Genomic DNA, 25,162 nt, shown 5'->3' on the forward strand with positions numbered 1-25,162 from the left:
TACCCTTCTATCTGCATGCTTATTTCCCGCTTCCCAATCGTTGAATGTCTGGCCAAGCCACTACCAAACTGTTATACCCGATTGCTTCCTGCGCCCACCCATGGCGCTCACAGATGGTATACAGTCGATAAGCAAGATCACGAGTAGCGCCGCTCTGCTCACCGATAACCGGCAGCAAGGTAGCAGCCGCCTGTTCACCACCATCTACTAAGGCCCGCACTACATACTGCGTCGCCTCCCAAACTGACAGGTAAGCGACACGAGTTGCATTGATGAGGTCAGGAAGTTCTTTTCCTACCAAAAGACGCACCTTGCCACTACGCGCAACAATAATACCGGCCTCAACCATGCGATCCACTGACGTATTCTTAGCTTTGGAGAGCGTCTCGGCCACACCGTAAGGACCTTCACTCACTCCATATTGTTCAAACCAAGCAATCGCCCAACGAGTCGTCGCGTCAAACTCATCTTCCTGCTCAACCAATACTGCATCAATTTCCTGATTAATGATCTGCAACGCAGTGCGTACTGTCATCGGATCGCCGCCGGACTCAATAACAAAACGGTAGCGCGAAAACACTGCCATACCCGGCCCGATTGCAGCTTGGGCAAGATCCACCGGCGCAATGTTGCCTTGCTGCAACTGGCGAAGCGCATGCGGCAATTCGCGTTTGAGCGCATGCAAAAACTCCCGACGAGTCGCAACAGGCGAGTCGTCGGGACGCGGACGACAGGTAAGCACAATTGAAGAAGCCAGCGCATTACTCCCCGTTTCGCGGAGCCGGCCAGCGCGTTCTGTACGCACCGGCCACGTACCAGTAATCATGAGGTTAGCACCGATTAAGCTAGCAAGCATTGTCTCCCAACCAGTGACGGCTATTGCCTCTGATCGCTGTTCGGCCTGCTTATACGCATAGAAGATGGTCAGAGGATAGGCTTTGTGCTGAATATGCCGCATAGCAGTGAAGGCTTTGCGCATACCCGCTTCAAAATTTGCACGAGCTCGCTCAACACTGCCATACCGGATTGGATCGGCAACTAATTCAGCCGCTTTCGGGGCCAACAACGTACCCATCATGTCAGGGTAGAGATCGCCTATGGTCGATCTCAGCCAGACGTAGAAGTAATCAGATAAATCGGCATAAGGAATATTATCGTAGTAGGGTGGATCGGTAGCGAACAAGTATGCTGATGTCTCAGATAATTCCGTCGCATCACGCTGAACCACTGTACCCATCTTATATAACGCCAGATGTTCAAGCACCTCACAAATGCTTGTAACAGCTTGCGTAAAACGTTCGCTGATATGCGCAAACGGATTCACTTCCGCATAAACCCACGCCATCGCCAACGCTTGACGAGCAAATGTACCGCGCACAACGCCATCATCACTCTTCCAACTAGTAAGCGCCGACCAGAGATTTACGACTTTATCAAGTGCGAATGCCAAGTAGGTTGTTACAGTTCGCATGTAAGCTTCGCTATCGCGATCGCCACTGAGTGTCGCATCAGCTAGAATTTGACCACGCACTTCACGGATCAGATCGCTGAACGTTGTCATTGCCAGCAATTGGCGTGGCGAGAAGAGTCGATCAAACGTCCTCATCCCGTACAATGGCGGCGTCATGTGCCGAGGATTACGAACCATCTCAATATCAGGTCGCCAACTCGGCTGAAGATTAGTAACAACAGTTTGCGGATCAGGTGATAAAAAGACCCGCTCCTCATTGTAAAGAGCCACTATGGCCATTAACTGCTCGCCGAGACGACCAGCCTGTCCTTCATCACGCACATACTGAAGCGAGGCTGCATGATTGCAAACCAAACAACGCGCACCATTCCGGCCAACAGTCCCTTCTAATGGCGGTGGCGGTGTATGGCGAACCATGAATTGCACCGTCTTCGCATTTCGGTCAATAACCGGTTCCGCCCAAGCGGCACGCCCTTTTCTTGTTGACAATACAAACGAATTGACTAATGGCATCTGCGCGCCACACGAGGGGTTCGGGCAACGAACCGTTCGCGTCCAAAGCCACACGGCAATAGGCAAAGAAAGCGAGGATAGAATGGGAGAAATTGCACCATGCTCGGTCAGATTGAGATGAGGGTAGCGAGCAGCAGCCTCCCTTGCCGATAGTATGGCGCCGTCAGTATGATCGAGAAAGACTACCGCATTGGGATATGCATAACCAATACGACGTTTGGCTTCATCCTGTATCCATTGGCCATAGTACTGTATATCAGCCACGAGACCCGCAACCCTTTCACGTTGCGGATCAGCGGCCCGCACCCCAGTGGGAGCATAGAGCGCGGGCGGCTCGCCCGCCGAAGCCGAATGGAGCGAGGGCGGCTCGCCCGCCGGAGCCGAACGGAGCGCGGGCGACTCGCCCGTCGGAGCCGAATGGAGCGCGGGGATGGGCGGGCCGGCGGCCCGCGCCCCAGCGGGGGGATGGAGCGCGGGCGGCTCGCCCGCCGGAGCCGAACGGAGCGCGGGCGGCTCGCCCGTCGGAGCCGAATGGAGCGCGGGGATGGGCGGACCAGCGGCCCGCGCCCCAACGGGGGGATGGAGCGCGGGCGGCTCGCCCGCCGGAGCCGAATGGAGCGCGGCGATGGGCGGGCCAGCGGCCCGCGCCCCAGCCGGGGGATGGAGCGCGGGCGGCTCGCCCGCGTAGTGAACTATACAATTCGCACTACTAAACTTCCATTCCTCAGAACGCACAACCAAACCCGCCTTTACCGGATTCTCATGAATATAGTGGATTGCACTATGTAAATGTTGCTCATCACGAATATAACGATCAAGATAATCAGCCTGCCAAAACTCCCCAGTTCGACCTAAAATCTTATTAGCTTCCTTCGCGGTATATGATTTCCAAGAATGAACAATTCTATCAAGTGGATAACCGGGAAATGTTTCGATCAGGACATGAACGTGGTTCGGCATAATAACCCAAGCCAATAAGCGATAACGCTGGCCATCAAAATGCATGAGGTTCTCTTCGACCAGCCGCGCAACACGTTCATCCCGTAAGCTGCACGAACCATACCCGGCATCGAGATACGCTTCTACCATATTGCGGCGGTCTTCATCACTGATATGCGGATGCATAGACTGCCATTCCGCCCACTGGGCCACAGGGACAGAGTCGGCAAGACGGTACGTAATCATTTGGACAAGTCCGGGATGATCAAAGTGAGGCAAGTAGCCGCGTGAATACCAGCCTTTGTGTATACTCGGGGATGGCGCTCCTGCCTCTTCCGGCGCGCGCGGCGCAGACAATGCTGAACGGCTAGCGGGATTAACCGGCGGCATCCCAAGAAACGGCGCCGGCAGTTCAATCAACGCCTTGCTCATCAACACCGCCACCGGGTTAAGATCGGAAGCGACGGAATCCAACCCCAATCGCTGGGCTTCGAGCGGGATCGAGCCGCCGCCAGTAAACGGATCATACACTGGTGGCGGGTTACCGCCAGTGGCAACGTGAATGAAGCGTCGGGCAATGTTGAGAACAGCCTCGTCATTACTGCTTTCCCAAGCGATGAGACGTTCAATGAAGGCAAATAACTTTTGACGGCGCTGTTCGCCAATAGTCAGACGATGCCAATCATCTTGGACAGTCGGCGGATTGGGCAATTGGTCAATTTCGGCCAGCAAATCCGGCGCCACACCCGGCTGATCAGGGTCATCGATCAACGACGCAAAAAGCACCGCACGGCATACAGCTAATGGCTTACGTGACCACCAGAGATGCAATTTGCTCGGATGGCCTTGCCGCACCGATCGCTCACGCGCTGCCGCCCGGTTAATCGCCTCTAACGGTATTGATACTTCGATCAGCTTCTTCGCCATTCCTACCAATCCTCGCTGGCCACTTCATTACTACTTACAGCTTCATCGCATTCTGCATCGAGCCGGCCGCTAAACGCCGGATCTCTGGCCACGCAACCACCAGACTGTTATACGCCTGCGCCTCTTGCGCCCACCCTTTCCGCTCGCACGTCATATACAGCCGGTACGCCAGATCACGGGCAATCTCTCCTTCACCGCCAAGCTGCGCCAGCAACGCGGCTGCCCCATTCTCGCCCCGCTGCTCTAACGCGTAGACCAAATACTGGGTAATCTCCCAAATGGTCATGCGTTGCCCACGACGCGATTCCCAATCGGCAGGCAATTCGTCACGGCGCAGCAACCGCACTTTACCGCTACGCGCAACAATGATCCCAGCTTCACCCATACCCTCAACCGAAGTATTCTTCGCCTTCGAGAGCGTCTCGGCAAGACCATACGGCCCCTCATTGAGACCGTACTGCTCAAACCATGCTATTGCCCACCGGGTAGCGCTATCGAACTCGCCCTCTTGAGCAGCCAGCACTGCATCAAGTTCTTGGTTAATAATCTGCAACGCCGTGCGCACGCGCATCGGCGAACCATCTGCCTCAATCACCTTGCTGTACCGCGAGAAGACTGCCATTCCGGGACCAATCGCCGCCTGCGCCAGATCGACCGGGGCAATATTGCCCTGCTGCAAGCGACGCAGCGCCTCCGGTAGCTCCGCTCGCAACGCGCTAAGAAACTCGCGCCGGGTAGCGACCCGCGCCGCCGCCGGCCGCGGACGACAAACGAGGACAATCGAGGATGCGAGCGCATTAGAACCGGTCTCGCGTAACCGTCCGGGTCGCTCCGTGCGAATCGGCCATGTTCCTACAATCGTAAAACCAACTTGAATCAACCCTTGCAACATCGTTTCCCACCCGGTCGAGGCGATTACAGACGCAGACGGCGCCTCGTCGTCATCATCGGCCAGCGCGCCGTTGCCTTCCCCAACCGTTTCAACCTCAGCCTGCTTGAAGGCATAGTAGACAGTAAGGGGGTAATCGGGATGGTGAAGAGACCGAATCCGGTCAAACACTTTGCGCAGCCCCTCCTCGAAAAAGCGTTGCGCCGCTTCGCGCCCGCCGTGGCGGAACGGTTCGGCCACCAGCTCCTCGGCTTTGGGCGCCAGCAACGTGCCAAATAGTTCGGGATACACGTCTTTCAACGAATGGCGTAGCCAAACGTAGAAGAAGTCACTCAAATCGGCGTAGGGGACATTGTCGTAATAGGGCGGGTCGGTGGAGATAACCATTTTTGCCGTAGAAACCATCTCAAATTGAGTGGCATCTTGCTGTTTGACAAGACCCAATGGTCCCATATAAAGCTCATCTAACACTTCACATATTAACTCAATTTGCCGCCAAAAATTGCCAGAAGAATCACTAAAAGGATTACCTTCAGCATAATCCCAATTCATAGATAGCGCGTGACGAGCAAAAGTAGGGGCGATTTTTAAGTGCTGTGGATTGGGTTGCCAATGGCACTGACTGGAGGCGAGATCAGCCGCTTTGCTAACAGAAAACGCCAAATACGTCGCCACCGCATCGGCATACGCTGCCGGATCAGGGATAAACCCAGCGCGGGCAGCGTCGCGCTGCACCATTACCCGCGCCTCGCCGATCAGATCGCTGAAGGTGGTCAATGCCACGAGTTGGCGGGGGGTGAAGAGATCGCGATGTTTGGTAAAGCCATAATTTTGTACTCGGAAGCCAAGTGCCTGCTCAGGCAAATCGGTTTCCGGCGCCCATGCCGGGTGCGCGCGCAAGGCAGCCTGTTCATGCTCGGCAACCGGCGGCAGATAGATCCGTCCGCCCCGCCCTTCGGCCACAATCGCCATCATCTGAGCGCCCATGCGTCCGGCCCGGCCTTCGGCGCGAATATACTCTAGCGGCACCGCAGTATCGCAGCACAAACATCGCGCGCCACGCCGGCCAACGGTTCCGGCCGGCGGCTTGCCTGAGCCGCTGCGCACGGTGAAACGAACTCGCACTGAGGCGCGGGTTGTTGATCCCGCGGGCGAGCCGCCCGCGCTCCATTCCCCCTCCGGGGCGCGGGCCGCTGGCCCGCCCATCCCCGCGCTCCATTTGTCCCCTGCGGGCGAGCCGCCCGCGCTCCATTCGTCCCCTGCGGGCGAGCCGCCCGCGCTCCATTCCCCCTCCGGGGCGCGGGCCGCTGGCCCGCCCATCCCCGCGCTCCATTTGTCCCCTGCGGGCGAGCCGCCCGCGCTCCATTCGTCCCCTGCGGGCGAGCCGCCCGCGCTCCATTCCCCCTCCGGGGCACGGGCCGCTGGCCCGCCCATCCCCGCGCTCCATTCGTCCCCCGCGGGCGAGCCGCCCGCGCTCCATTCCCCCTCCGGGGCGCGGGCCGCTGGCCCGCCCATCCCCGCGCTCCGTTCATCCCCCGCGGGCGAGCCGCCCGCGCTCCATTCCCCCTCCGGGGCGCGGGCCGCTGGCCCGCTAGTGTTCACAAATTCAATTACCGGTTCAACCCAATGCTCTTTTCCCTTTTTCTTCGATAACTCAAACGAGCGCACTAGCGGCATCTGCGCCCCACAGGCCGGATTGGGGCACTTCACGGTACGCGCCCACAACCACGCAATCACTGTTGCCTCACCGCCACCATAGTCTTTAGGCAGCTTGACTTTGGGGTAGAGATAGCCGATCCGTCGTTCAGCTTCATCACGCATCCATTTGCCGTAGTAGCGCACATCAGCCGCTAAGCCAGCAGCACCGCGGTAAGATGGCAAAGAAAACAAGGAGGAGAGTGACTCTGCGAGGGATGTCTGATGTTCACTGCTTACCGGCGGTAGATTGGCAAACTTTGGCGGCAATTCGATCAGCGCCTTATTAATCAGTACCGCTACCGGGTTAAGATCAGAGGCATGCGCTTCCAAACCTAACCGCTGCGCCTCAAGCGGGATCGAACCACCTCCGGCAAATGGGTCATAAACCGGTGGTGGATAGCCGTTGGTATGCTTAAGGATCTCGTTGTGTGCTTCGCGTAGGATTTCCTCATTATGGGCATTCTCCCACTTGACCAACCGTTCGATAATGCCAAATAACCGCTCACGCTCACGCTGCTGATCCTCTTCGGTTGGAAACTGATCGGGATGGCTGCTCGGATCATCGATCAATGAGGCGAAGAGGACTGCGCGGCAAGCAGCAAGCGGTCGTCGCGCCCACCAAAGATGCAGCGTACTAGGATGACCGTGCCGGATCGACTTCTCGCGAGCCGCTTCTTTGTTGATAGCATCGAGCGGCAGGGCAACTTCGATGAGTTTGCGCGTGGGCATGGTATGGTTTCACCTAAGATTTCAAGACGGCGTCTGCAATTAATGGCCTTTAGGAGCAATGATAACGTTGACCGCAACACCATGCATCTCTTGGCTCAGATCTCGTTCTAAACCATCGGGATTAGCAATCCAACCATCCGGATCATAGACGAAACAGATCAGAGTCTTGCAATCAGGATGCTTGTGGTAACGTGCAATATCCTCAAAAAGCTGATTGCCGATCTCGCGATCACGCAAACCTGGGTGCGTCTTCTTCACCTCAATCACAATATGCTCAGCCTTGAGTAAAAAATCCATACGCGCGCTGCCGCCAGCATAGCTTGGCGTCCATTCTTCCGGTCGGATATCATCGAAAAACAATCGTAAGAGGGCATGAAGCAGATCCTGAACATCATATTCATCATGTACATCGAATGCCGGTCGATGGCCATGTCGCTGGCGAAGCTGGCGCGCTACTGCCGGAAAGCGGCGTATGACCCGCTCAATCGTTGCAATAGCCGTGAGGGTAGCAGAATGAGGCGTTTCTAACGGGTAGAGTTCAATCCGTTCCACGATCGACGTGAGGCGATTTATATGTTCTTTCACCGTATCCCTAAATGCCTCAATATCTTCATAGAGCGGACTCGGAACGCTGAACATGACAAGGCCAACACGCGAAAACTCATCAGCCAGTTCACTCGTGCTAAATAGATCTCGAAGCAATTCTTTACCATAATCTCGCCAGTTTGTAAACGCTGCGCGAACATCTTGTAATTGATCTTTGGTCTGAATAGGTTCCTTCAAAAGTTCACGCCCTTTGGCAATATGCGCTGTTAATTTCTTAACCGCCTCCTCGCGCGGCAAACGTAAAGCGGGACGCTGTTCCTGATCGGGTTTGGTTGGCTTGAACGGCATATAACACTTCTTGTTGGTATAGAGTATTATTTAGATCATCACCTCTCCCCGCGCCCACAAGTCGCTCCAATCGTAATTGACGCTGGTTACGCCAAAATCAGGCTCACGGGTAAACGGCCGGTATACATAGCGTACCATACATCCTGCGCCAGTCACATAGTCGTTGCGCGCCTCAGCCACACCGGTGGCAAAAGCGTCGCCTTCAGCAAAACCCGCCGATGGCACTTCGACTAAGGCGAGGATATAGTCATCAGGCTTATTCAATGCCGTCAAGATTTCGTTCTTCGTCACTGTGACAGTGGTAGCGCCCTGCACCCGGCCTTTGACTTCAATGAACCGCAACTGGCCGGCGCCGGGAATGCGCGATTCGATGTCATAGCCACGCTTCTCGGCGCTGACATCGTGGGGTATAAAACCGAGCCGTTGCTCAACCGCCATCACCGCTGCCATCGCTGCCAATTCAACCCGCCGGGTTTCGCGGGCAAACAGGGTTGGATCGGCGCTTCGCACACCGTTGAGACGGGCAAGCAAGCCACCGGGAATGATCAGCGCCCCACCGATAATCACCGGCGGTAACGGCGCAACACGGCGCTCTTGGGCTAGTTCTTCCATACGCCGGCGCAACCGAGCCTCAAGCTCATCTCGACGCTGGCGAGCACGGGCTGAATTGAGCCGTGGTTTTTTTCCTGCCTCTTCCTGTAGTTGAAGCTCAACTGCGCGCTGATCCCAATAGATAATCTCTTTGGTCAATCGCTCTTGAACCGCTTGCATCGTCTTGTCGACTAATTCTGCTTTACGCTGGGAAACTTCGTCCAAATGGCGCGGCACCAACTCTTTGATAGCATAGCGAATGGCATGTTCTTCAGCGGCAAGAGGAAATGCAGAGATCGAGGAGAGCACTGCTGAGATAAGCGGCGAGAGGGCAGGAGTTGACGACACACCCTCATCGCGCTCACCTTTGTTAATCTCCTCAGGTTGCGCAGAACCCCAATCCTCCGCTCGCAACGGACGGTAATCCAAATATGGTGCATAGCCAGCGATGCGCGCCTGCCCGGTCGCGTCGATTTCGACAAACTGTAATTGGCGCGATACAATCCGGCGATTACCATTGCGATCGGTGTGCGCATCTTGGATGGCATGCTCGATAAAGAACAGGACACGTGGCGTTTCACTAGGATCGTCAGGCGCAACCAGTACAGCGCCACGCTTCAACAGATGGCGCTCACGTTCTAAGATCACATCGATCGTCGCGTCAAGGAGCGGATGACCCGGACAGATAAAGGTTGCCGGCGGTTTGCCGGTTGCGTTAATGCGGTCTTTCGCGAAGGTAATACGCTCATAACGCGAGAGGATGCCTGCACGCGCACCAAGGATCCGATCCCGGTTACGTATGATTGGTGGGACATAGGTGATTTCGTAGCGCTGCATTTCACGCTCGTAGATACTGCCGCCGAGATGCTTGAACGCTTCGCGAAAGAAAGCGGCAATAAAATGCGGCTGCACGCGACGCGCTTCAGCTCGTTCCATGTCTTCGCGAATGCGCCGCACCTGACTGGCATCCATCGTATCACGAGCAAGTGCGCGCTCTTCCAGCAACTCGATAAGACGCTGGCGATCGAGCGCCGTATCGATCACTTGTGACAACCGTGCGCGTGTATCTGGCCGATCACCATACCGGATCGCTTCGATCAGCAAATCGCGGAGCGAACGATCAGCAAACTTCAACTTCCCAAGCACATCAAACACCCGCCCGCTCAACGCGCGGCGTTCCTCGTCAAGTTTGCGCAACAAGCGATAGTAAACTTCACCCTCGCGCGTCTCATCCGCAACCAGATTCCATAGATGGCATACCTCCGTTTGACCAATGCGATGAATCCGGCCAAATCGCTGCTCAAGCCGGTTTGGGTTCCACGGTAAATCATAGTTGACCATCAGGTGAGCGCGTTGTAAGTTGATTCCCTCACCGGCAGCATCAGTCGCTACCAACACCTGCACTTCCGGATCCTGCGTAAAGCGTTCTTGCATCTTGCGACGCTCATCACGACCCATACCGCCGTGAATCATCACGACCGCTTCGGTGCGGCCCAGCAGCGAACTGATGCGATCAACCAGATACCGAAGCGTATCGCGATGCTCGGTAAAGATGACCAATTTACGCCGGTGACCATGCGCATCAAACATCGCCTCTTCGTGCTGGAGCAATTGCGATAACTCTTCCCACTTGCGATCTTTTCCGCTCCGGCGCACACGCGACGCTAACTCCTCAAGCTGAACAAGAATCGAGATTTCAGCTTCTAACTCAGCAATAGTGCGTGCGGCAGTTGCCTGATCGACCACCCGATCTTCAGTCTCCTCAATCTCTAGATCAGGAGCATCATCAAGATCAGCCAAATCATCAAGATCCAGTTCGATTTCCGGCAACAGCGCACTTCCTCCGACCAATACGGCCTGCTGCCGCACTTCCTGTAACCGCGCCTGCAACCGTTCACGGCGCCGGCGCAACGATTGGTAAATGGCTTCAGGCGACGAAGCAAGCCGGCGCTGCAACGTTGTCAACGCAAAGCCAACTGTTCCCTTCCGGCCATTATTGCCAAGCGCCTCGGCTCGATCAAACTCTTCGCGCACATAGGCCGTGACTGCATCATACAAATCCGCTTCCAGTTCTGAGAGCGTGTAAGTTACGGTATAAGCGCGCCGTTCGGGAAACAACGGACGTCCATCAAACGTCACCAATTGCTCTTTGGTAAGACGCCGCATCAAGTCAGACACATCAGTCCGGTGAACGCCGCTGCGGAAACGTCCTTCAAACCGATCGGGATCAAGTAATGCCATAAAGAGCTGAAAATCCTCTTCCTTCCCATTATGGGGTGTCGCGGTAAGTAAGAGCAGATGCCGGGTAATGTTGCCGAGCAACTGGCCAAGATGGTAACGTCTGGTGTAGCTAATTTCACCACCTGAAAACGTTGCTGACAGTTTATGCGCCTCGTCGATAATGACCAAATCCCAATCAGTTTGCCTAAGCTTAGCCTGCACATCATCGCTGCGCGAAAGCTTATCAAGACGCGCGATTGCTAACGGATGTTCGTGAAACCAATTGCCGGTGCGCGCTGCTTCGAGCTGATCATGGGTCAGAATATCAAACGGAAGATGAAACCGCCGATCTAACTCATCTTGCCACTGCTCGACCAAACTGCCGGGGGCCACGATGAGGCAACGTTGCACATCGCCACGCACAATCAGTTCTTTAATCAGCAAACCGGCCATAATCGTTTTGCCGGCGCCGGGATCATCGGCCAACAAGAAACGCAACGGCTGTCGAGTGAGCATCTCGCCATATACCGCCGTGATCTGATGCGGCAGCGGATCAACAAGCGAACTATGCACGGCCAGCACTGGATCAAACAGATAGGCCAACCTAATTCGGTAGGCCTCAGCCACAAGACGAAACCGCGCGCCATCGCCATCAAAGCTCCAATGACGGCCCGCTGCCGCAATCTCCAGCGCCGGTTCGCGATCGCGATAGAGCAGTTCGTGGCCCAGACGACCAGCAGCATCTTTGTAGGTCAATTCAATTGCCTCGGTGCCGTACCAGACCACATCAACCACCGTCACCTCCTCATCAGGGAGGATGCCTTTCACGGCAACACCACGAATTAACTCTTCGAGCCGAGCCATAACTAGTGACATTTCTGCTCAGGCGCCAGCATGATGGGCTAACGCTGCGATTCTGCGGGTTGTGATATGTGATAATGATATCGTCACCTAATCTGAAGTCAAGAGCGTGAAGAATATTGGCAGATAAATGCTGGCATTGGAAAGTGATCCAATCCATGCCTTACGTGCATGTGTATTCATCACTAGACTGGATGAATCACTTTCGTATTCTATCAACCAGCCTTTAATCCTCCTCAAACGGACTACGCACTCGATCACAAATCCAGATCGGATTCCATCCCGGTACAACCAAACTGTGCAGTTGGCAACGAATCAGCGCGCCCTTCACGATGGATTGCTGCATCAGCAACTGCTTGTCCACCAGAAAAGTGAACCTGTAATTATCAGCGCTGGCTAAAGCGCCAGTATGAATCGTTATCTGGACACATTGCGCTTTGGCAAGCGATCTGAGCATTGCGCGACTAAACAGATTATCACTCGCACCTATGCGCTTAAAAACATTGACATCATCAATCAACTCGCGCACAATCCCAACCACGTCCTCACGAGCGCCGTGTACAGGATCGCGCCGGATAATATTCTTTTTGGGAGCCGGTTGCCGCACTTCCTGCTCATAGGCTTTTTGCACCTTGCTCGCATAAGATGACTCAATGCCCGGCGTCATCATCATCACTGCCATCCCGCGCTCAATGACCTCACGCCCATAGGTTTCGATTAAGGAATTAAGATAACCACGGCATTGATGTTTCGGCCACGGCGCCCCTAGCTCATCAAAGAAGACTTTGCAACCGCAATCACAGGTGAAATAAAATACTCGTTGACCACAGTATCGGCAAAGGGTTGGCCATATGCGTGAATTGCAGCGAGCGCCGTGCGAAGTGGTGTAGAAACGCATGTTGTTCTCCGGCAAGAGTGCAAGTGAAGATAGAACATCGTGATCATGTACGCAGCACTGGCGAACTGGTTTCATCGAACGGTAACATCCTAAGCACTTCGTCAATGAATAGTGATTGCATTCTCGACGAAGCTTTCGGGTGTGTTTCTAGCCCCTTCCAACCTCGCTCGCCAACAGGTATAATAGCTGCATCATCGCACGGCAAAGCATCTTCCCTCGCAGCCACGCTTTCATCATCGGCATCGGCGACTTCCCAGCACGCACCCCGGTTGCACCTACACCGCACTGTTGCTGGCGCGCATGAGGTTGCCGTTATCCACGCTCACCCGGCTGATCCGAATGCGGAACAAGCAACGATCATCGCTACGGCAAAGAATATCCTACGAGGTGCAGTAGGGCATCCCAGCCAACGAACTTATCTGAGAGCGCTGGCTAGGCAGCCTCGAGTCTATGAGACATTCACAACGGCGCAGCGGGTATGGGTATAGGTGGTGAACACCAAATACACAATGAAAGGTAACACCGTATGATGCAACCCGATCATACCCAAAATCTAAGTGGCGGTGGCAGCGCCCTTGGCGCCGCCGCTCAAGCGATTGTCACGACATACCGGCAGATTTTACGTCCGCTACCGCCCTCGCTTAGCGCGCTGGTACGACCGCTGATCGCGCACCATAGCGCTATGTTCGGCGGGCGCGATGCGGAACTGGCCGCGCTTGACGCTTTTCTCGCCAGCCCGAATCACCCGTTCGGCCTCCTTGTCGCTCCGGCCGGCATCGGTAAAACGACGTTGCTCGTTCACTGGCTTGCCCGCGTGCAACGGAAACAGCCGCGGTGGCGCATTGTCTTCGTGCCGATCAGCATTCGTCACCAAACCGCCGGCGAGCAGACAGCATTAAGCCTGTTGGCGTATGGTCTCGCTAGCCTGCACGACGATCTGGATTGCTTGCTCACGTATGATCAGTCCCCAGATATTCTACGGGATATCATTACCGTTTACCTGAGCTACCCGCTGCCTGCTAGAACCAAAGCGCTCGTCGTGCTCGATGGCATTGACGAAGCAACCGGCTGGGCGGTTGGCCCGCTCTGCGCAGTCATACCGCAGTCCGGCCTCAAGATCGTTCTGTCGGCCCGGCAGCAAGCAAACGCTGACCGTAATGACTGGCGGCGCCATGTAGGTTGGGATGCCGTGAACGTGAAGTTTTTCGATCTGCATCCGCTGAAACAGCCCGCGATCGCTGCGCTGTTGCGCCAGAGTGGCTCACCGATCGTCGCGTATGCAAACAACCCAGCGTTTGTCGAACAGTTTTACCGGGTGAGTGCCGGGGATCCGTTGACCGCTAACCTGCTGATCAAGGCACTTATCAGCGGCCAGATAGAGCCAGAGTCATTGAGTCAGCGACCACGCGGTCTTGAAGCGTTCCTCAAGGACTGGCTTGAAACGCTGCGTGCGCGTAAAGGAGAGGCCATTGAAGCGCTATTGAGGCTGTGTGCGGCGGCCTACGGGCCATTAAGCGCTAGCGATGTGCAAGCGCTGGCGCCAGCGTTTTTCAGCACGCAGAACGCTATTGCTGATGCGGTGAATAATGATCCCGTCGCCCGCTTCGTGATCACTGCCGGTGACCATACCTACGCCTTCTGTCACCAGCGCCTGCGTGAAGTCTTGCTTGAACAGATCTCCTCGCCCAACGATCACAAACAGCTCCAGCAACAGGTGATCAAGGACGGTGAGTCGTGGTACGCTACTCGCAACCAACCGCTGCCCGATTACCTCCGCCAATACTGGGTGAAGCACCTCGCTGCCGCCGGACAATGGTCACAACTACGGCACGTTTTGACCGAGATGATGCCCTCAACGGGTGGAGACCGCTTTATCCAGCCTTGGCAAACGGCGCGCTTCGCGGTTGAAGGCAGTGCTGCCGGCTACCTGAGTGACCTTGATGTGCTTTGGCGCTACGCTGAAGAGCAGGGTGATCTCGGAATCATGCTGCGCTGCGCGTTGATCGAGGCTAGCTTGCGTAGCCGGAAGCATCATTTGCAGCCAGAGCTACTGGTACAACTCGTGAAGGTGGGCACGCCTGAGGGTGCGTGGAGCGCAGCGGCAGCGCTAGAGGTGATTGCGCAGATGCCGGATGCAGCGCTACAAGCGGCGTGTCTGAAGGCATTGCTCGACCACGGCGTCAATCTGCCGTGGGAACAGGCTTTAGAAGTGGCGCGGGCTATTGGTAAGGATGGGTGGCGCGCCGCAGCGCTCACCGCCCTCGCCCCCCACCTATCGCCCACGGATCGAGAAGAGGCACTGGCTGAGGCGCTCGCCGCCATTCGCGCCGCCAAGAAAGCAAATGATGCGGTTCGCAAATATAACCAAGCCTACCGCGCAAACCCCGCCGCCAATCGCACCGCTGCTACGACAGATGACCATGCTCAGTCGCTCACCAACCTCGATCCGCTTCCCCCGCATCTGCTGGCTGAGGCGCTCGCTGCCGCCACTGCGATCAGTGATCAGGACGCGCGTACTCACGCGCTTACCGCCCTCATTCCATACCTGCCGCCCGCTGAACAAGAAGCAATCCGAGCTGAGTCCCTCGCCATCACCCGCGCTATCACCCGTCATTCGTTCCGTATCCGTGCGCTCGTTAGCCTCGCCCCTCACCTCCTAGCTGACGCTCAAGCACAAGCGCTAGACACGGCTCTTACTACCGCTCTTGCCATTGATGATGACGGCTTACGATCTTATGCGCTCGCCCAAATCGTCCACCGCCTCTCACCCGACTTGATCGCCAAAGCCCTCCTCACCGTCCGCTCTTCTACCGGAAATCGCGCTGCAACGCTTGCCGTCCTCGCCCCCTTCCTCCCAATCACTGAGCAAGATGCGGTGCTTACCGAGGCACTCACTGCTACCCGCTTCATCGATAACGAATTGTGGCGCGCTCAGGTGCTCACCCGCCTTGCCCCCCACCTGCCAGACCGGCTATTGGCTAAGGCCCTCGCTGTTGCCACCTCTATTGATTCAAAGCAATACCGCTTTATGACGCTCACAGCCCTTGCCCCCCGCCTCTCCCCTAACCTGCTAGCCGAAGCCATCATCGCTGCTCTCGATTTTAACGACGAACAGTCTCGTACTTGGGTTCTCACTACTTTCTGCCCGAGCATCGCACCCGATCGGCTGATCGAAGCCCTTGAGATCGCCCACGCCATCACCGCTGAGCAGTCCCGCCGGGAGATGATCGCCACTCCTATGCCACCCCTCCCGCCGGCGGAACCAATGAAGTTACTGGCTGAAGCGCTTGCTGCTGCCAAGGCTATCCACATCGTTCCGAACCGTGACAGGGCCCTTTCCAACATTGCTCTCTATTTGTTACCCGATCGGCTAGACGAAGCTCTTGCGATTACCAACACCATTACCAATGAGTATATCCGTTCCAGTGTGCTCATCACCTGCGCCCGCTACCTGCGACCCAATGACCAAATGACACTACTGGCCGAGATTCTTGCCACCGTCCTTGCTATGCCCGATGCTAAGATGCGTGCCGACCTGCTCATCGAACTCGCGCCCCATCTCCCACCCACTGAACGGGAAGAAGCGCTAGCAGAAGCGCTCGTCGCTGCTCACGCTATCATTGAAGCCGAACAACGCGCTAACGTCCTCACAAACCTCGTTGCCCACCTTCCACCTGCTAATCGCGCGGAGGCGTTGGCCGGCGCTCTCGATGCCGCCACTACCCATACCGAGCACCGCGCTCGCACTGAAACGCTCACCGCCCTTGCCCCGCAGCTCGCCGCAACGCACCGCCACAACACCGCTCTCTTCGCCCAAACGCTGCGCCGCCTTGCCCGCCATGGCCGTCCGCCCCTGCTCAACGATCTGGCGGCGCTGGCGCCGTGGATCGCGGCGCTCGGCGAACACCACCGCCAACCGGCAGTGGCGGCGCTGGCACAGGCGATCATTGCGACGGGGCAATGTTGGGGGTAGCGGGAAGGGGGAGGTATTCATCCATGCTCTGTAACACATCGGCCAGCCCGACAACCGGGAGGTGGGGAACACGGCGGAAGATGGGATCATTGGTAACAATGTGCATTGATACGCCAGCGCTGTCGCTGCGTGCAGTGCATCAGGCGTTTTCAAACCTAGGGCGCGAAGCCGGTCTGCTTGTTCCGATACGGAAAGGGTAACAGGCAATAATGTTCTCGATCATGAGAAAGGCGCGAAATAACCCCGCTAACTTTGGGGCATAATCGCGCAACGGTTTGGTTAGCGTCTCAAGCCACGCCTGCTCACTCGTGATCATCGTCAGATGACCGGCATAAGCTGCTTGCCAACATGGATGTTCCTTGTTCTAGCAGTGAACACTGAAGGCGATTCTAGTTGCCGGCAAAAGAGCTGGCAGCATTCACGTCGTATTTGATCGACGTCACGCTCAAGACAAATCAAAAAAAGACACGAATGCTTCATCGTTCACGCCGTCGCTGTTGGAGCCAAGCAATGCCGCCACCGAGCAGCGCCAGCGCCGCCAGCAGCACCAGCAGCGCCGGCTGATCTAGCCACCCCGCCAGCCACTGACCTATCGCCTCCTGTACGCTGCCGGTGAGAGCAGCGACGATCAGTGCCAGCGCCGCCAGCACGGCCCTGCCGATCCACTGCAACCATTGCCGGACGGGCCGGGCCGGTGGTGGTTGCAGCGGATCTTGCCATTGGCCGCGCTGCCCGTGCCATGTTTCCTGCACCAACAAAACCGCCCGGAGGAGGGCAGGGTCACGCCATTGGCAGGCAATCCGGTACATGCCGGCGAGACTTCGGTGCAGATCACGGCTTGGTGTAACATTGCGCAGGCGGAGGTCTCACACAACCCTCGCCGCAGCCGGCCAGCAGGCGCACTAGCGGCCTACGATACCACCAACTCCGCTGGCGCCGGCTCCTCTTTTATCATCCGCAATTGCACCGTTGGCGCCGGCTCCTTGCGGTAGACCAAGACATCGGGGTGGTGTGCCGCATAGCGCAGCAGGCCCTTCGTATCCCACGTGGTGCGCCCTCTGATATAGACCGCTTGCATGCGACTGCCGCGTACCGATGCACCATGCTGAAGGACTGCGGCACGGATGTCCTGTTCCAAGGTCTTGATCTGCGCGTCTGAGGCTGCCAGCAACGGCGTGTACTCGGCATCAAGCGCCGCCAATTCGTCCGCGACTTGGCGCATGATGTCCGCCTTCTTCGCATCGTACGCCGCAGCTAATGCCGCACGCGCATCGCGTGCATCGGCCAGTTCTTCGATGGTGCGCAAGATTTCGGGGGAAGCCATCGGTGCAAGTGTCTTTTCTGCATTGAAGGGAGATAGAGCGTGATAATGATCACGTGGACAGCAAAACAGCGAACAAATGTTCAATTATGCAGTAGTGTAGCAGGTGAGCGAGTTCGTGTCAAGGGGTTGGTTGGGTGGACTCCTCCCTCATCACACAAGACGGCTCCCCCACAACGTATCTGACCAACCCTCTGTCGCACCATTCCATCAACGTCTGCCAATCAGGCTGCGCGGTTGTCCCATAACTTATCTGAACAACCCTCTATCTCACCATTCCCGCAAAAACGGCCTATCTGCCCTCTGAGAGGTAGACGCGCCTTTGTGAAACCCGCTCAGCCAGCTTGATCTGGAGAAGATAGGAGTTGCCCAAAATCCCCGCAAAAACCGCGCATCTTTTTCCAATCTCGTGCGGTTTCCTATATGAAGACTCTTTCATCTTGCCTAGCAAGGAGCCACGTGATGTCGCTGCTACCTCGCCTCGTGCGCGTTGCCCCGCCTGCCGTTCCGCCGGCACCGACCAACCCACCCGACCAAAAGCCGGAGCGCGAGCAATCCACCCCACCGCCTGCGCCCTTCTGGTATCCCAAGGCGATCCGGCGCCCGATTAAGGTCAAGAGCGCGTGATATATGGCAACGACCGCTTCACAGGATCGATGCGGCGCGCGTGCGCGCCCTGAGCGCACAAACCGTCTCCATCCGCCAATCCAGCATCTCCCTTCTCCCGCGTAGCGGGAGAAGGGAGAGGGATGAGAGTATCCCAAAATCCCCGCAACAACCGCGCATCCTTTTGCCTATTTTGCGCGATTTCTTACATGAATACTTTTTCATCTCACAGCCGATAGGATAGACGCTATGTCACTGCTAACCCGCTTGCTCAACGTCGCCCCGCCCGCCGTTCCGCCGGCGCCACCCAACCCACCTGACCAAAAGCCGGAGCGTGAGCAATTCGACCCGCCGCCCGCGCCCTTCTGGTATCCCAAGGCGATCCGGCGCCCGATTAAGGTCAAGAGTGCGTGAGACAAGGGCAACGCCTGCGCCGCAGGCGCGATCCGGCCAGAGATTACGCCCTCATTGCACGGGTCTTTCCTATCCGCTAACGCAGTAGTGCCCTTCTCCCGCACAGCGGGAGAAGGGAGAGGGATGAGGGTCTCCCAAAATCCCCGCAACAACCGCGAATCTTTTTCCGATTTCGCGCGGTTTCCTATATGAAGACTCTTTCATCTTGACGAGCAAGGATCCCTGTGATGCCGCTGCTACCTCGCCTCGTGCGCGTCGCCCCGCCCGCCGTCCCACCTGCGCTACCCAACCCACCTGACCAAAAGCCGGAGCGCAAACAATCCGACCCGCCGCCCGCGCCGTTTTGGCATCCCAAGGCGATCCGGCGTCCGATTAAGGTCAAGAGCGCGTGAGACAAGGGCAACGTCTGCGCCGCAGGCACACTCGTGCTAGATCGCGCACCCTTAGCGTGCAGCAGTGCCCTTCTCCTGCTGCACGGGATTTCAAGGGTGGGCAGAACCCATGAGCGCAGATGTGATTGATGGCTTTGCAATGCACTGGTATACCCTCACCCCCTGCCCCTCTCCCACTAGCGCGGGAGAGGGGAGCGTATCGCCGAGCGTTAAGGCATCACACAGCGATCAACAGTTGTGCTTGTTCAGATGTTCTGTTCGTCCTTCAACGGGTGGGAGAAGAGAGAGGGATACCTTTGCAATGTCTGCTCCACAAGCGCGATCCGGCACGAAGGCGCGCCCTTAACGCACGAACCGTCTCCATCCGCCAATCCAGCAGTGCCCTGCTCCCGCTTGGCGGCAGAAGGGAGAGGGATGAGGGTATCCAAAAATCTCCGCAACAACCGCGAATCTTTTTCCAATCTCGTGCGGTTTCCTATATGAAGACTCTTTCATCTTGACGAGCAAGGAGCCCTGTGATGCCGCTGCTACCTCGCCTCTTTCACGTCGCCCCGCCCGCCGTCCCGCCGGCGCCACCCCACCCGCCTGACCAAAAGCCGGAGCGTGAGCAATCCGACCCGCCGCCCGCGCCCTTCTGGCATCCCAAGGCGATCCGGCGTCCGATTAAGGTCAAGAGCGCGTGAGACAAGGGCAACGCCTGCGCCGCAGGCGCGATCCGGCCAGAAATTACGCCCTCATTGCACGGGTCTTTCCCATCCGCTAACGCAGCAGTGCCCTTCTCACTCTGTTCGGGAGAAGGGCAAGGGATGAGGGTATCCAAAAATCCCCGCAACAACCGCGAATCTTTTTCCGATTTCGCGCGGTTTCCTATATGAAGACTCTTTCATCTTGACGAGCAAGGAGCCACGTGATGCCGCTGCTACCTCGCCTCGTGCGCGTCGCCCCACCCGCCGTCCCGCCGGCGCCACCCCACCCGCCTGACCAAAAGCCGGAGCGTGAGCAATCCGACCCGCCACCCGCGCCGTTTTGGCATCCTAAGGCGATCCGGCGCCCGATTAAGGTTAAGAGTGCGTGATATATGGCAACGACCGCTTCACAGGCTCGATGCGGCGCGCGTGCGCGCCCTGAACGCACGAACCGTCTCCATCCGCCAATCCAGCAGTGCCCTTCTCTCGCTGTGCGGGAGAAGGGAGAGGGATGAGGGTCTCCCAAAATCCCCGCAACAACCGCGAATCTTTTTCCAATCTCGTGCGGTTTCCTATATGAAGACTCTTTCATCTTGCCTAGCAAGGAGCCACGTGATGCCGCTGCTACCTCGCCTCGTGCGCGTTGCCCCGCCTGCCGTTCCGCCGGCACCGCCCAACCCACCAGACCCAAAGCCAGAGCGCGAACAGGCTAATCCACCGCCCGCGCCCTTTTGGCATCCCAAGGCCGTCCGGCGCCCGATTAAGGTCAAGAGTGCGTGATCCATGATGCGGCACGAGCGTGCGCCCTGAGCGTACAAACCGTCTCCATCCGCTAACGCAGCAGTGCCCTTCTCCCGCGTAGCGGGAGAAGGGCTTGGGATGAGGATTGCCAAAAATCCCCGCAAACACCGCGAATCATTTTGCCAATTAAAGCCAGAGCGCGAACAGTCCAATCCACCGCCCGCGCCCTTTTGGTATCCCAAGGCGATCCGGCGCCCGATTAAGGTCAAGAGCGCGTGATATATGGCAACGACCGCTTCACAGGCTCGATGCGGCGCGAAGGCGCGCCCTTAAGGCACGAACCGTCTCCATCCGCCAATGCAGTAGTGCCCTTCTCCCGCCGAGCGGGAGAAGGGGTAGGGATGAGGGTCACCTCTGCACCGCCCGCTCTGCAGACGCGATCCAGCGCGCGAAGTGAATCAAAAAAGCCTCGTGTCATTGTGACACGAAGCTACGTGCGTGGTGAGCCGGGTGGGGATCGAACCCACGACCCTCTGATTAAAAGTCAGGTGCTCTACCGCTGAGCTACCGGCCCGCCGTTGCTAGTATAGCCGAGTCTGACGCCGCCGTCAACTGAGTAGCCTCAGTCTACGTATGCCGCACAAAGGCCATGAAGAGGCACTTGTGATATCGGCAGAGTGCTTATGGAGTTGGCCGGTTATACAGTGCGGCAATGAAACTGCTGCACTCCACGAAGAAGCAGCGTCGTTGTTGTCATCGCGAGGGTTCACCGTGCCCGGTCGTGATTGCGAGGGGCGCCCTCCTCTTGTCATTGCGAGGGCGCACAGCGCCCGAAGCAAGCTCCTCGCAGCCCCCCTTCCAGCCTCCCCCCGCTGGGGGGAGGAGTCGGACGCCCCTCCCCCAGCGGGGGAGGGGTTGGGGTGGGGGCGCCCTCACCACGCGGCGCACAAGGGCAACCGGGGGCGGGAGCTTGTAGCGCCACGGCAAGCCGTGCCCTCTTGTCATTGCGAGGGCGCGCAGCGCCCGAAGCAATCCCCCGCTTCAGCGGAACCCATGCCTGAGTGGATGCCTCCCGCTCTTGGGGGAGATTGCTTCGCCGCCTGCGGCGGCTCGCAATGACAAGCGGGATGCGGGAACTGACGTCGCCCCTTCCAGCCTCCCCCCGCTGGGGGGAGGAGTCGGACGCCCCTCCCCCAGCGGGGGAGGGGTTGGGGTGGGGGCGCCCTCACCACGCGGCGCACAAGGACAATCGGGGAGCGGGAGCTTGTAGCCCCACGGCAAGCCGTGCCCTCTTGTCATGGCGAGGGCGCGCAGCGCCCGAAGCAATCCCCCGCTTCAGCGGAATACCTGCCTGAGTGGACTCGCTCCGTGCTCGTGGGAGATTGCTTCGCCGCCTTCGGCGGCTCGCAATGACAAGAGGGATACGGGAACTGACGTCGCCCCTCCCAGCCTCCCCCCGCTGGGGGGAGGAGTCAGACGCCCCTCCCCCAGCGGGGGAGGGGTTGGGGTGGGGGCGCCCTCACCACGCGACTCGCAATGACAAGAGGGGAGCGGGAGATTGCTTCGCCGCCTTCGGCGGCTCGCAAGGACACGGACGAACAGCGGAGCATGCGGCAGTTGCCCTGCCGCACTCCAAACGATTCTAGGAACGCGGGCCGCCGGCCCGCAACCCTAATTCTCCACCCGGTGGAATGCCTCGGCCAGCGCCAAGCCGAACTCTTGCCCGCGCTCGGCGGCCCATTGCCGCACCCGCTGCGCTAATTCGGTCTGGTCAGTTCCGAGTTGCGAGACGTGGCAACGCAGCGCCGCCAGCTTTTGCTCGATCGTGGCGCTGATGTCTACCGCATAGTTCAACACCGGCGCGCCAGTGATGTAGAGTTCACGCACTTTGCTCGGCGGATAGCCCTCGGCTAGCAGTTCGGGGAAGTCCCAGCCATTTTGCGCTGCCGGGTAGACCGCGGCAACAGTCGCGTTCGCCGCCGCGAGATGGTCGGGGTGGAAGCGAGGAATCGAGTACTGCGGTGTCCATACCCGATCGGGCGATTGGCAGACGACGCGCTGGGCGCGGATGCGGCGGATCTGGCGCACAATATCGCGCCGCAGTTCGATGCTTGGTTGCAGCATACCGTCGGGGTAATCGAGAAAGACTACCTCCTTCAGGCCGAGGATCTCCGCGGCGGCGCGCTGCTCGGCTTTGCGGATCTCGCTGATCCGGCGGCGCGCTTCGGGGCCGACATCGGTGGCGTCATCAGGGCCACCGGCGCTGCCGTCGGTGCAGATGACCAGAGTGATTTCCCAGCCTTCGGCGGCCCACGCTGCAAGGGTGCCGCCACAGCCAAATTCAGCGTCGTCGGGGTGGGCGACCACGACTAAGACGGTACGAGGTTCAGATGGTGCGTTGTGCATGGTTGCTCCTTGAACAGTTGGTGTGCTGGTAGGTAGCATACCATGACTTTCGATTGAGGTTGCTTGCGAAGTCACCCCTCGCATGGCTTTCGCAAGTGACACCCCCTCTCCCGCCTGACGGCGAGCGAGGGGGAGCCGCTGGATACCGGCCAAGGCAGTGCAAGAGTGGCTTGCAGCCACGCCCCTCTTCGCTAGGGCGGGAGATCGGGAGAGGGGAGGTGGGATAAGGAAGGACGCTCGCTCTCCTGCCCATTCCCAACCCGTTGCGTCCTCTGCGTCCTTTGCGCCTTTGCGTTTAGAATCTCTGCGCCTTGGCGCGCTTTGCGCCTTTGCGTTAAGCATCTCTGCGCCTTGGCGCGCTTTGCGCCGCGCGATTATTCACTTGCCCGCCGCACCTCGGCTGCCGCGGCACGCACACTCTCAAGCGAGGCGCTCTTCGGGGCCGGCGCCGGTGAATTGAGCGTCTTCTCAACCACCTTGCCAAAATCGGTCAGCCACTGGTTGAACCGCTCCATCGATTGCCATGGGTTCAAGAGCCGGCCGAGCCCGATCTTGGCTACTGCGTTCAGCATGTTAAATGGGTAGCCAATGACTTGATCAATGTTTTGCTGGTTGACGTTGGCAAGGAGCACACCGGCATTTGACACCACATTCGTGCCGGGTGGCGGGTTGATCACGGCAAAGGTTTGCCGGCGCAACTCTTCGGCAGCGGTTAATACTTCAACCGGCCCTCTCCCGCGGATTGCCGTTTGACAACCTAACCGCCATCCCTCTGCCAACCGCTGCTCAGGAATCCAGTTCTTTTCGAGCTCAGTCGGCGGGCTGAGCGACTCACTGCCGGCCAGCACTCTGACTTTGCACGTCTGGCAGAAGCCAGTCCCGTCACAGACAAAACCAATATGAGCGCCATTGCGGCGGGCAATATCGAGAATCCGTTCACCGGGCCGAGCTTCCATCTCGACATCATTAATCGTGACCGTGGTCATAGCCATACTCCTTCGCTGGCAAGGGTCTGTGTGTTCATTGTACCGCGATTCTGGGGTAAATAGTGGTATGATACCAATACAACGTTGATACATGACAACCAAACCTTGAAGATCTCGAGTATGTAGGCTGTGTTACCGGTTTATTATCAGACACTTGTACCCGTATCTACCGATCCGCTCGCTGACCTAATCTGGCTCAATACTGCCGATATGCTGCGCGGGTTTGGCATTACCCGCCCGCCATGGCTGCGCGGGATCGCGACGGTGCTGGCCCGTCCGCCGGCCCAACGCTTTGCCCGCCAGTTGCGGACGTTCGATGAGTTGGTTGGCAGAGTTGGGTTGCCGGCAGGCGCGCAGTGGATCTGCACACGCTTTGCGCCCGGTATGCGGATCGATGGCCCTTCGCCGCCGCGCCGCGGGCCATTATTGGTTGTGGCCAACCATCCCGGCTTGCTCGACGCGGCAGCGCTGATTGCGGCAATTGGTCGCACCGATCTGAAGATTATCGCGATCGCGCGCCCCTTGATCCGGGCCCTGCCACATACCGCCGCAGCAATCATTCCGGTTGGTACGACGCCGCTCAGCCGGATGGCAGCCTTGCGCAGCGCGGTGCGCCATCTGCAACAGGGCGGCGCAGTGTTGACCTTTCCCGCCGGACGGATTGAACCCGATCCGGCGCGTGACCCGGCAGCGATCACTGGCTTGGCCGAGTGGTCGGCCAGTCTCGATCTGTTTGGCCGGCTGGCCGCCGGTGTGCCGGTGGTGACGGCCATTGTCAGCGATGTGCAAGCACAGGCGGCGTTGCGCCATCCGCTGACCCGCCTGCGCCGCGATCCGGCTGAACGGCAGTGGCTGGCCGCGATTGTGCAAGTGTTGTGGCCGCATCTTGCCACCCAACCGGTGCGGGTGCAGTTTGGCCCGCCACTGGTAGCCGATAACCATCTGCGCCCGGCAGTGTTGGCGATGGCACGCCAATTGATGCAGCGCGCCGGGTGAACTGGCCAGAA

At 58.1% G+C, this 25,162-nt stretch carries 17 protein-coding genes and 1 tRNA gene; 8 read left to right on the plus strand and 10 right to left on the minus strand.

All coding sequences use genetic code 11. The features are described 5' to 3' along the window. Positions 1–19: 19 nt before the first annotated feature. The 5 genes from A6A03_RS20760 to A6A03_RS20500 form a co-directional block, all read right to left on the minus strand. Positions 20–3,850 carry an REP-associated tyrosine transposase gene (locus A6A03_RS20760; protein WP_066790911.1) on the minus strand — a complete coding sequence of 1,277 codons (3,831 nt, stop codon included), beginning with the start codon at positions 3,848–3,850 and terminating at the stop codon, positions 20–22. A gap of 34 nt (positions 3,851–3,884) precedes the next feature. Then, positions 3,885–7,166, minus strand: a complete 3,282-nt coding sequence (locus A6A03_RS20965) for a DUF1156 domain-containing protein (protein WP_066790912.1) — start codon at positions 7,164–7,166, stop codon at positions 3,885–3,887. Between the two features lie 39 nt (positions 7,167–7,205). After that, entirely contained in the window at positions 7,206–8,060 is an 855-nt protein-coding gene (locus tag A6A03_RS21120; protein WP_216636359.1) for a PD-(D/E)XK nuclease domain-containing protein, read from the minus strand. Between the two features lie 30 nt (positions 8,061–8,090). After that, positions 8,091–11,735: a helicase-related protein gene (locus A6A03_RS17640; protein ID WP_066790913.1), complete on the minus strand. Its 3,645-nt coding sequence runs from the start codon at positions 11,733–11,735 to the stop codon at positions 8,091–8,093. Between the two features lie 223 nt (positions 11,736–11,958). Then, a complete protein-coding gene (locus tag A6A03_RS20500; protein ID WP_156525382.1) occupies positions 11,959–12,705 on the minus strand; it encodes a hypothetical protein in 747 nt (248 codons plus the stop codon). A gap of 451 nt (positions 12,706–13,156) precedes the next feature. Between A6A03_RS20500 and A6A03_RS17650 the strand changes: the two genes are divergently transcribed. Further along, positions 13,157–16,603 (plus strand): P-loop NTPase family protein, encoded by a 3,447-nt coding sequence (locus A6A03_RS17650; protein WP_066790915.1) that lies wholly within the window; start codon positions 13,157–13,159, stop codon positions 16,601–16,603. A 476-nt stretch (positions 16,604–17,079) separates the two neighbouring features. On the opposite strand, the gene A6A03_RS17655 is transcribed toward A6A03_RS17650, so the two are convergent. Together A6A03_RS17655 and A6A03_RS17660 are read right to left on the minus strand one after the other, a co-directional pair. After that, a complete protein-coding gene (locus A6A03_RS17655) occupies positions 17,080–17,412 on the minus strand; it encodes a hypothetical protein (protein WP_066790917.1) in 333 nt (110 codons plus the stop codon). Between the two features lie 101 nt (positions 17,413–17,513). Next, entirely contained in the window at positions 17,514–17,927 is a 414-nt protein-coding gene (locus A6A03_RS17660) for a hypothetical protein (RefSeq protein WP_066790919.1), read from the minus strand. Between the two features lie 459 nt (positions 17,928–18,386). Between A6A03_RS17660 and A6A03_RS20505 the strand changes: the two genes are divergently transcribed. From A6A03_RS20505 to A6A03_RS20690, 6 genes are all read left to right on the plus strand, one after another. After that, entirely contained in the window at positions 18,387–18,551 is a 165-nt protein-coding gene (locus A6A03_RS20505; RefSeq protein ID WP_156525383.1) for a hypothetical protein, read from the plus strand. A 228-nt stretch (positions 18,552–18,779) separates the two neighbouring features. After that, the gene (locus tag A6A03_RS20685) at positions 18,780–18,944 is read left to right on the plus strand and encodes a hypothetical protein (protein ID WP_172812334.1); all 165 of its coding nucleotides are present in this window, start codon (positions 18,780–18,782) and stop codon (positions 18,942–18,944) included. 227 nt (positions 18,945–19,171) lie between these two features. Next, positions 19,172–19,336, plus strand: coding sequence for a hypothetical protein (locus A6A03_RS20510; protein WP_156525384.1), 165 nt, complete (start codon positions 19,172–19,174; stop codon positions 19,334–19,336). A 518-nt stretch (positions 19,337–19,854) separates the two neighbouring features. Continuing rightward, on the plus strand, positions 19,855–20,019 hold the full coding sequence (locus A6A03_RS20515; protein ID WP_156525385.1) for a hypothetical protein: 165 nt from the start codon (positions 19,855–19,857) through the stop codon (positions 20,017–20,019). Positions 20,020–20,246: 227 nt separating this feature from the next. Further along, positions 20,247–20,411 (plus strand): hypothetical protein, encoded by a 165-nt coding sequence (locus tag A6A03_RS20520; protein WP_156525386.1) that lies wholly within the window; start codon positions 20,247–20,249, stop codon positions 20,409–20,411. A gap of 226 nt (positions 20,412–20,637) precedes the next feature. Then, a complete protein-coding gene (locus A6A03_RS20690) occupies positions 20,638–20,802 on the plus strand; it encodes a hypothetical protein (RefSeq protein WP_172812335.1) in 165 nt (54 codons plus the stop codon). Between the two features lie 460 nt (positions 20,803–21,262). Here the strand turns inward: A6A03_RS20690 and A6A03_RS17665 are convergent. The 3 genes from A6A03_RS17665 to A6A03_RS17675 form a co-directional block, all read right to left on the minus strand. After that, positions 21,263–21,337: transfer RNA gene (locus A6A03_RS17665), tRNA-Lys, on the minus strand. A 1,097-nt stretch (positions 21,338–22,434) separates the two neighbouring features. Then, positions 22,435–23,169: a PIG-L deacetylase family protein gene (locus tag A6A03_RS17670; RefSeq protein ID WP_066790920.1), complete on the minus strand. Its 735-nt coding sequence runs from the start codon at positions 23,167–23,169 to the stop codon at positions 22,435–22,437. A gap of 374 nt (positions 23,170–23,543) precedes the next feature. Further along, positions 23,544–24,155, minus strand: coding sequence for a 2Fe-2S iron-sulfur cluster-binding protein (locus A6A03_RS17675; RefSeq protein WP_066790921.1), 612 nt, complete (start codon positions 24,153–24,155; stop codon positions 23,544–23,546). Positions 24,156–24,284: 129 nt separating this feature from the next. Between A6A03_RS17675 and A6A03_RS17680 the strand changes: the two genes are divergently transcribed. Further along, positions 24,285–25,151: a 1-acyl-sn-glycerol-3-phosphate acyltransferase gene (locus A6A03_RS17680; RefSeq protein ID WP_066790922.1), complete on the plus strand. Its 867-nt coding sequence runs from the start codon at positions 24,285–24,287 to the stop codon at positions 25,149–25,151. The last annotated feature ends 11 nt before the right edge of the window (positions 25,152–25,162 follow it).

The organism is Chloroflexus islandicus (assembly GCF_001650695.1).
In the GTDB taxonomy this organism is placed as follows: Bacteria; Chloroflexota; Chloroflexia; order Chloroflexales; family Chloroflexaceae; genus Chloroflexus; species Chloroflexus islandicus.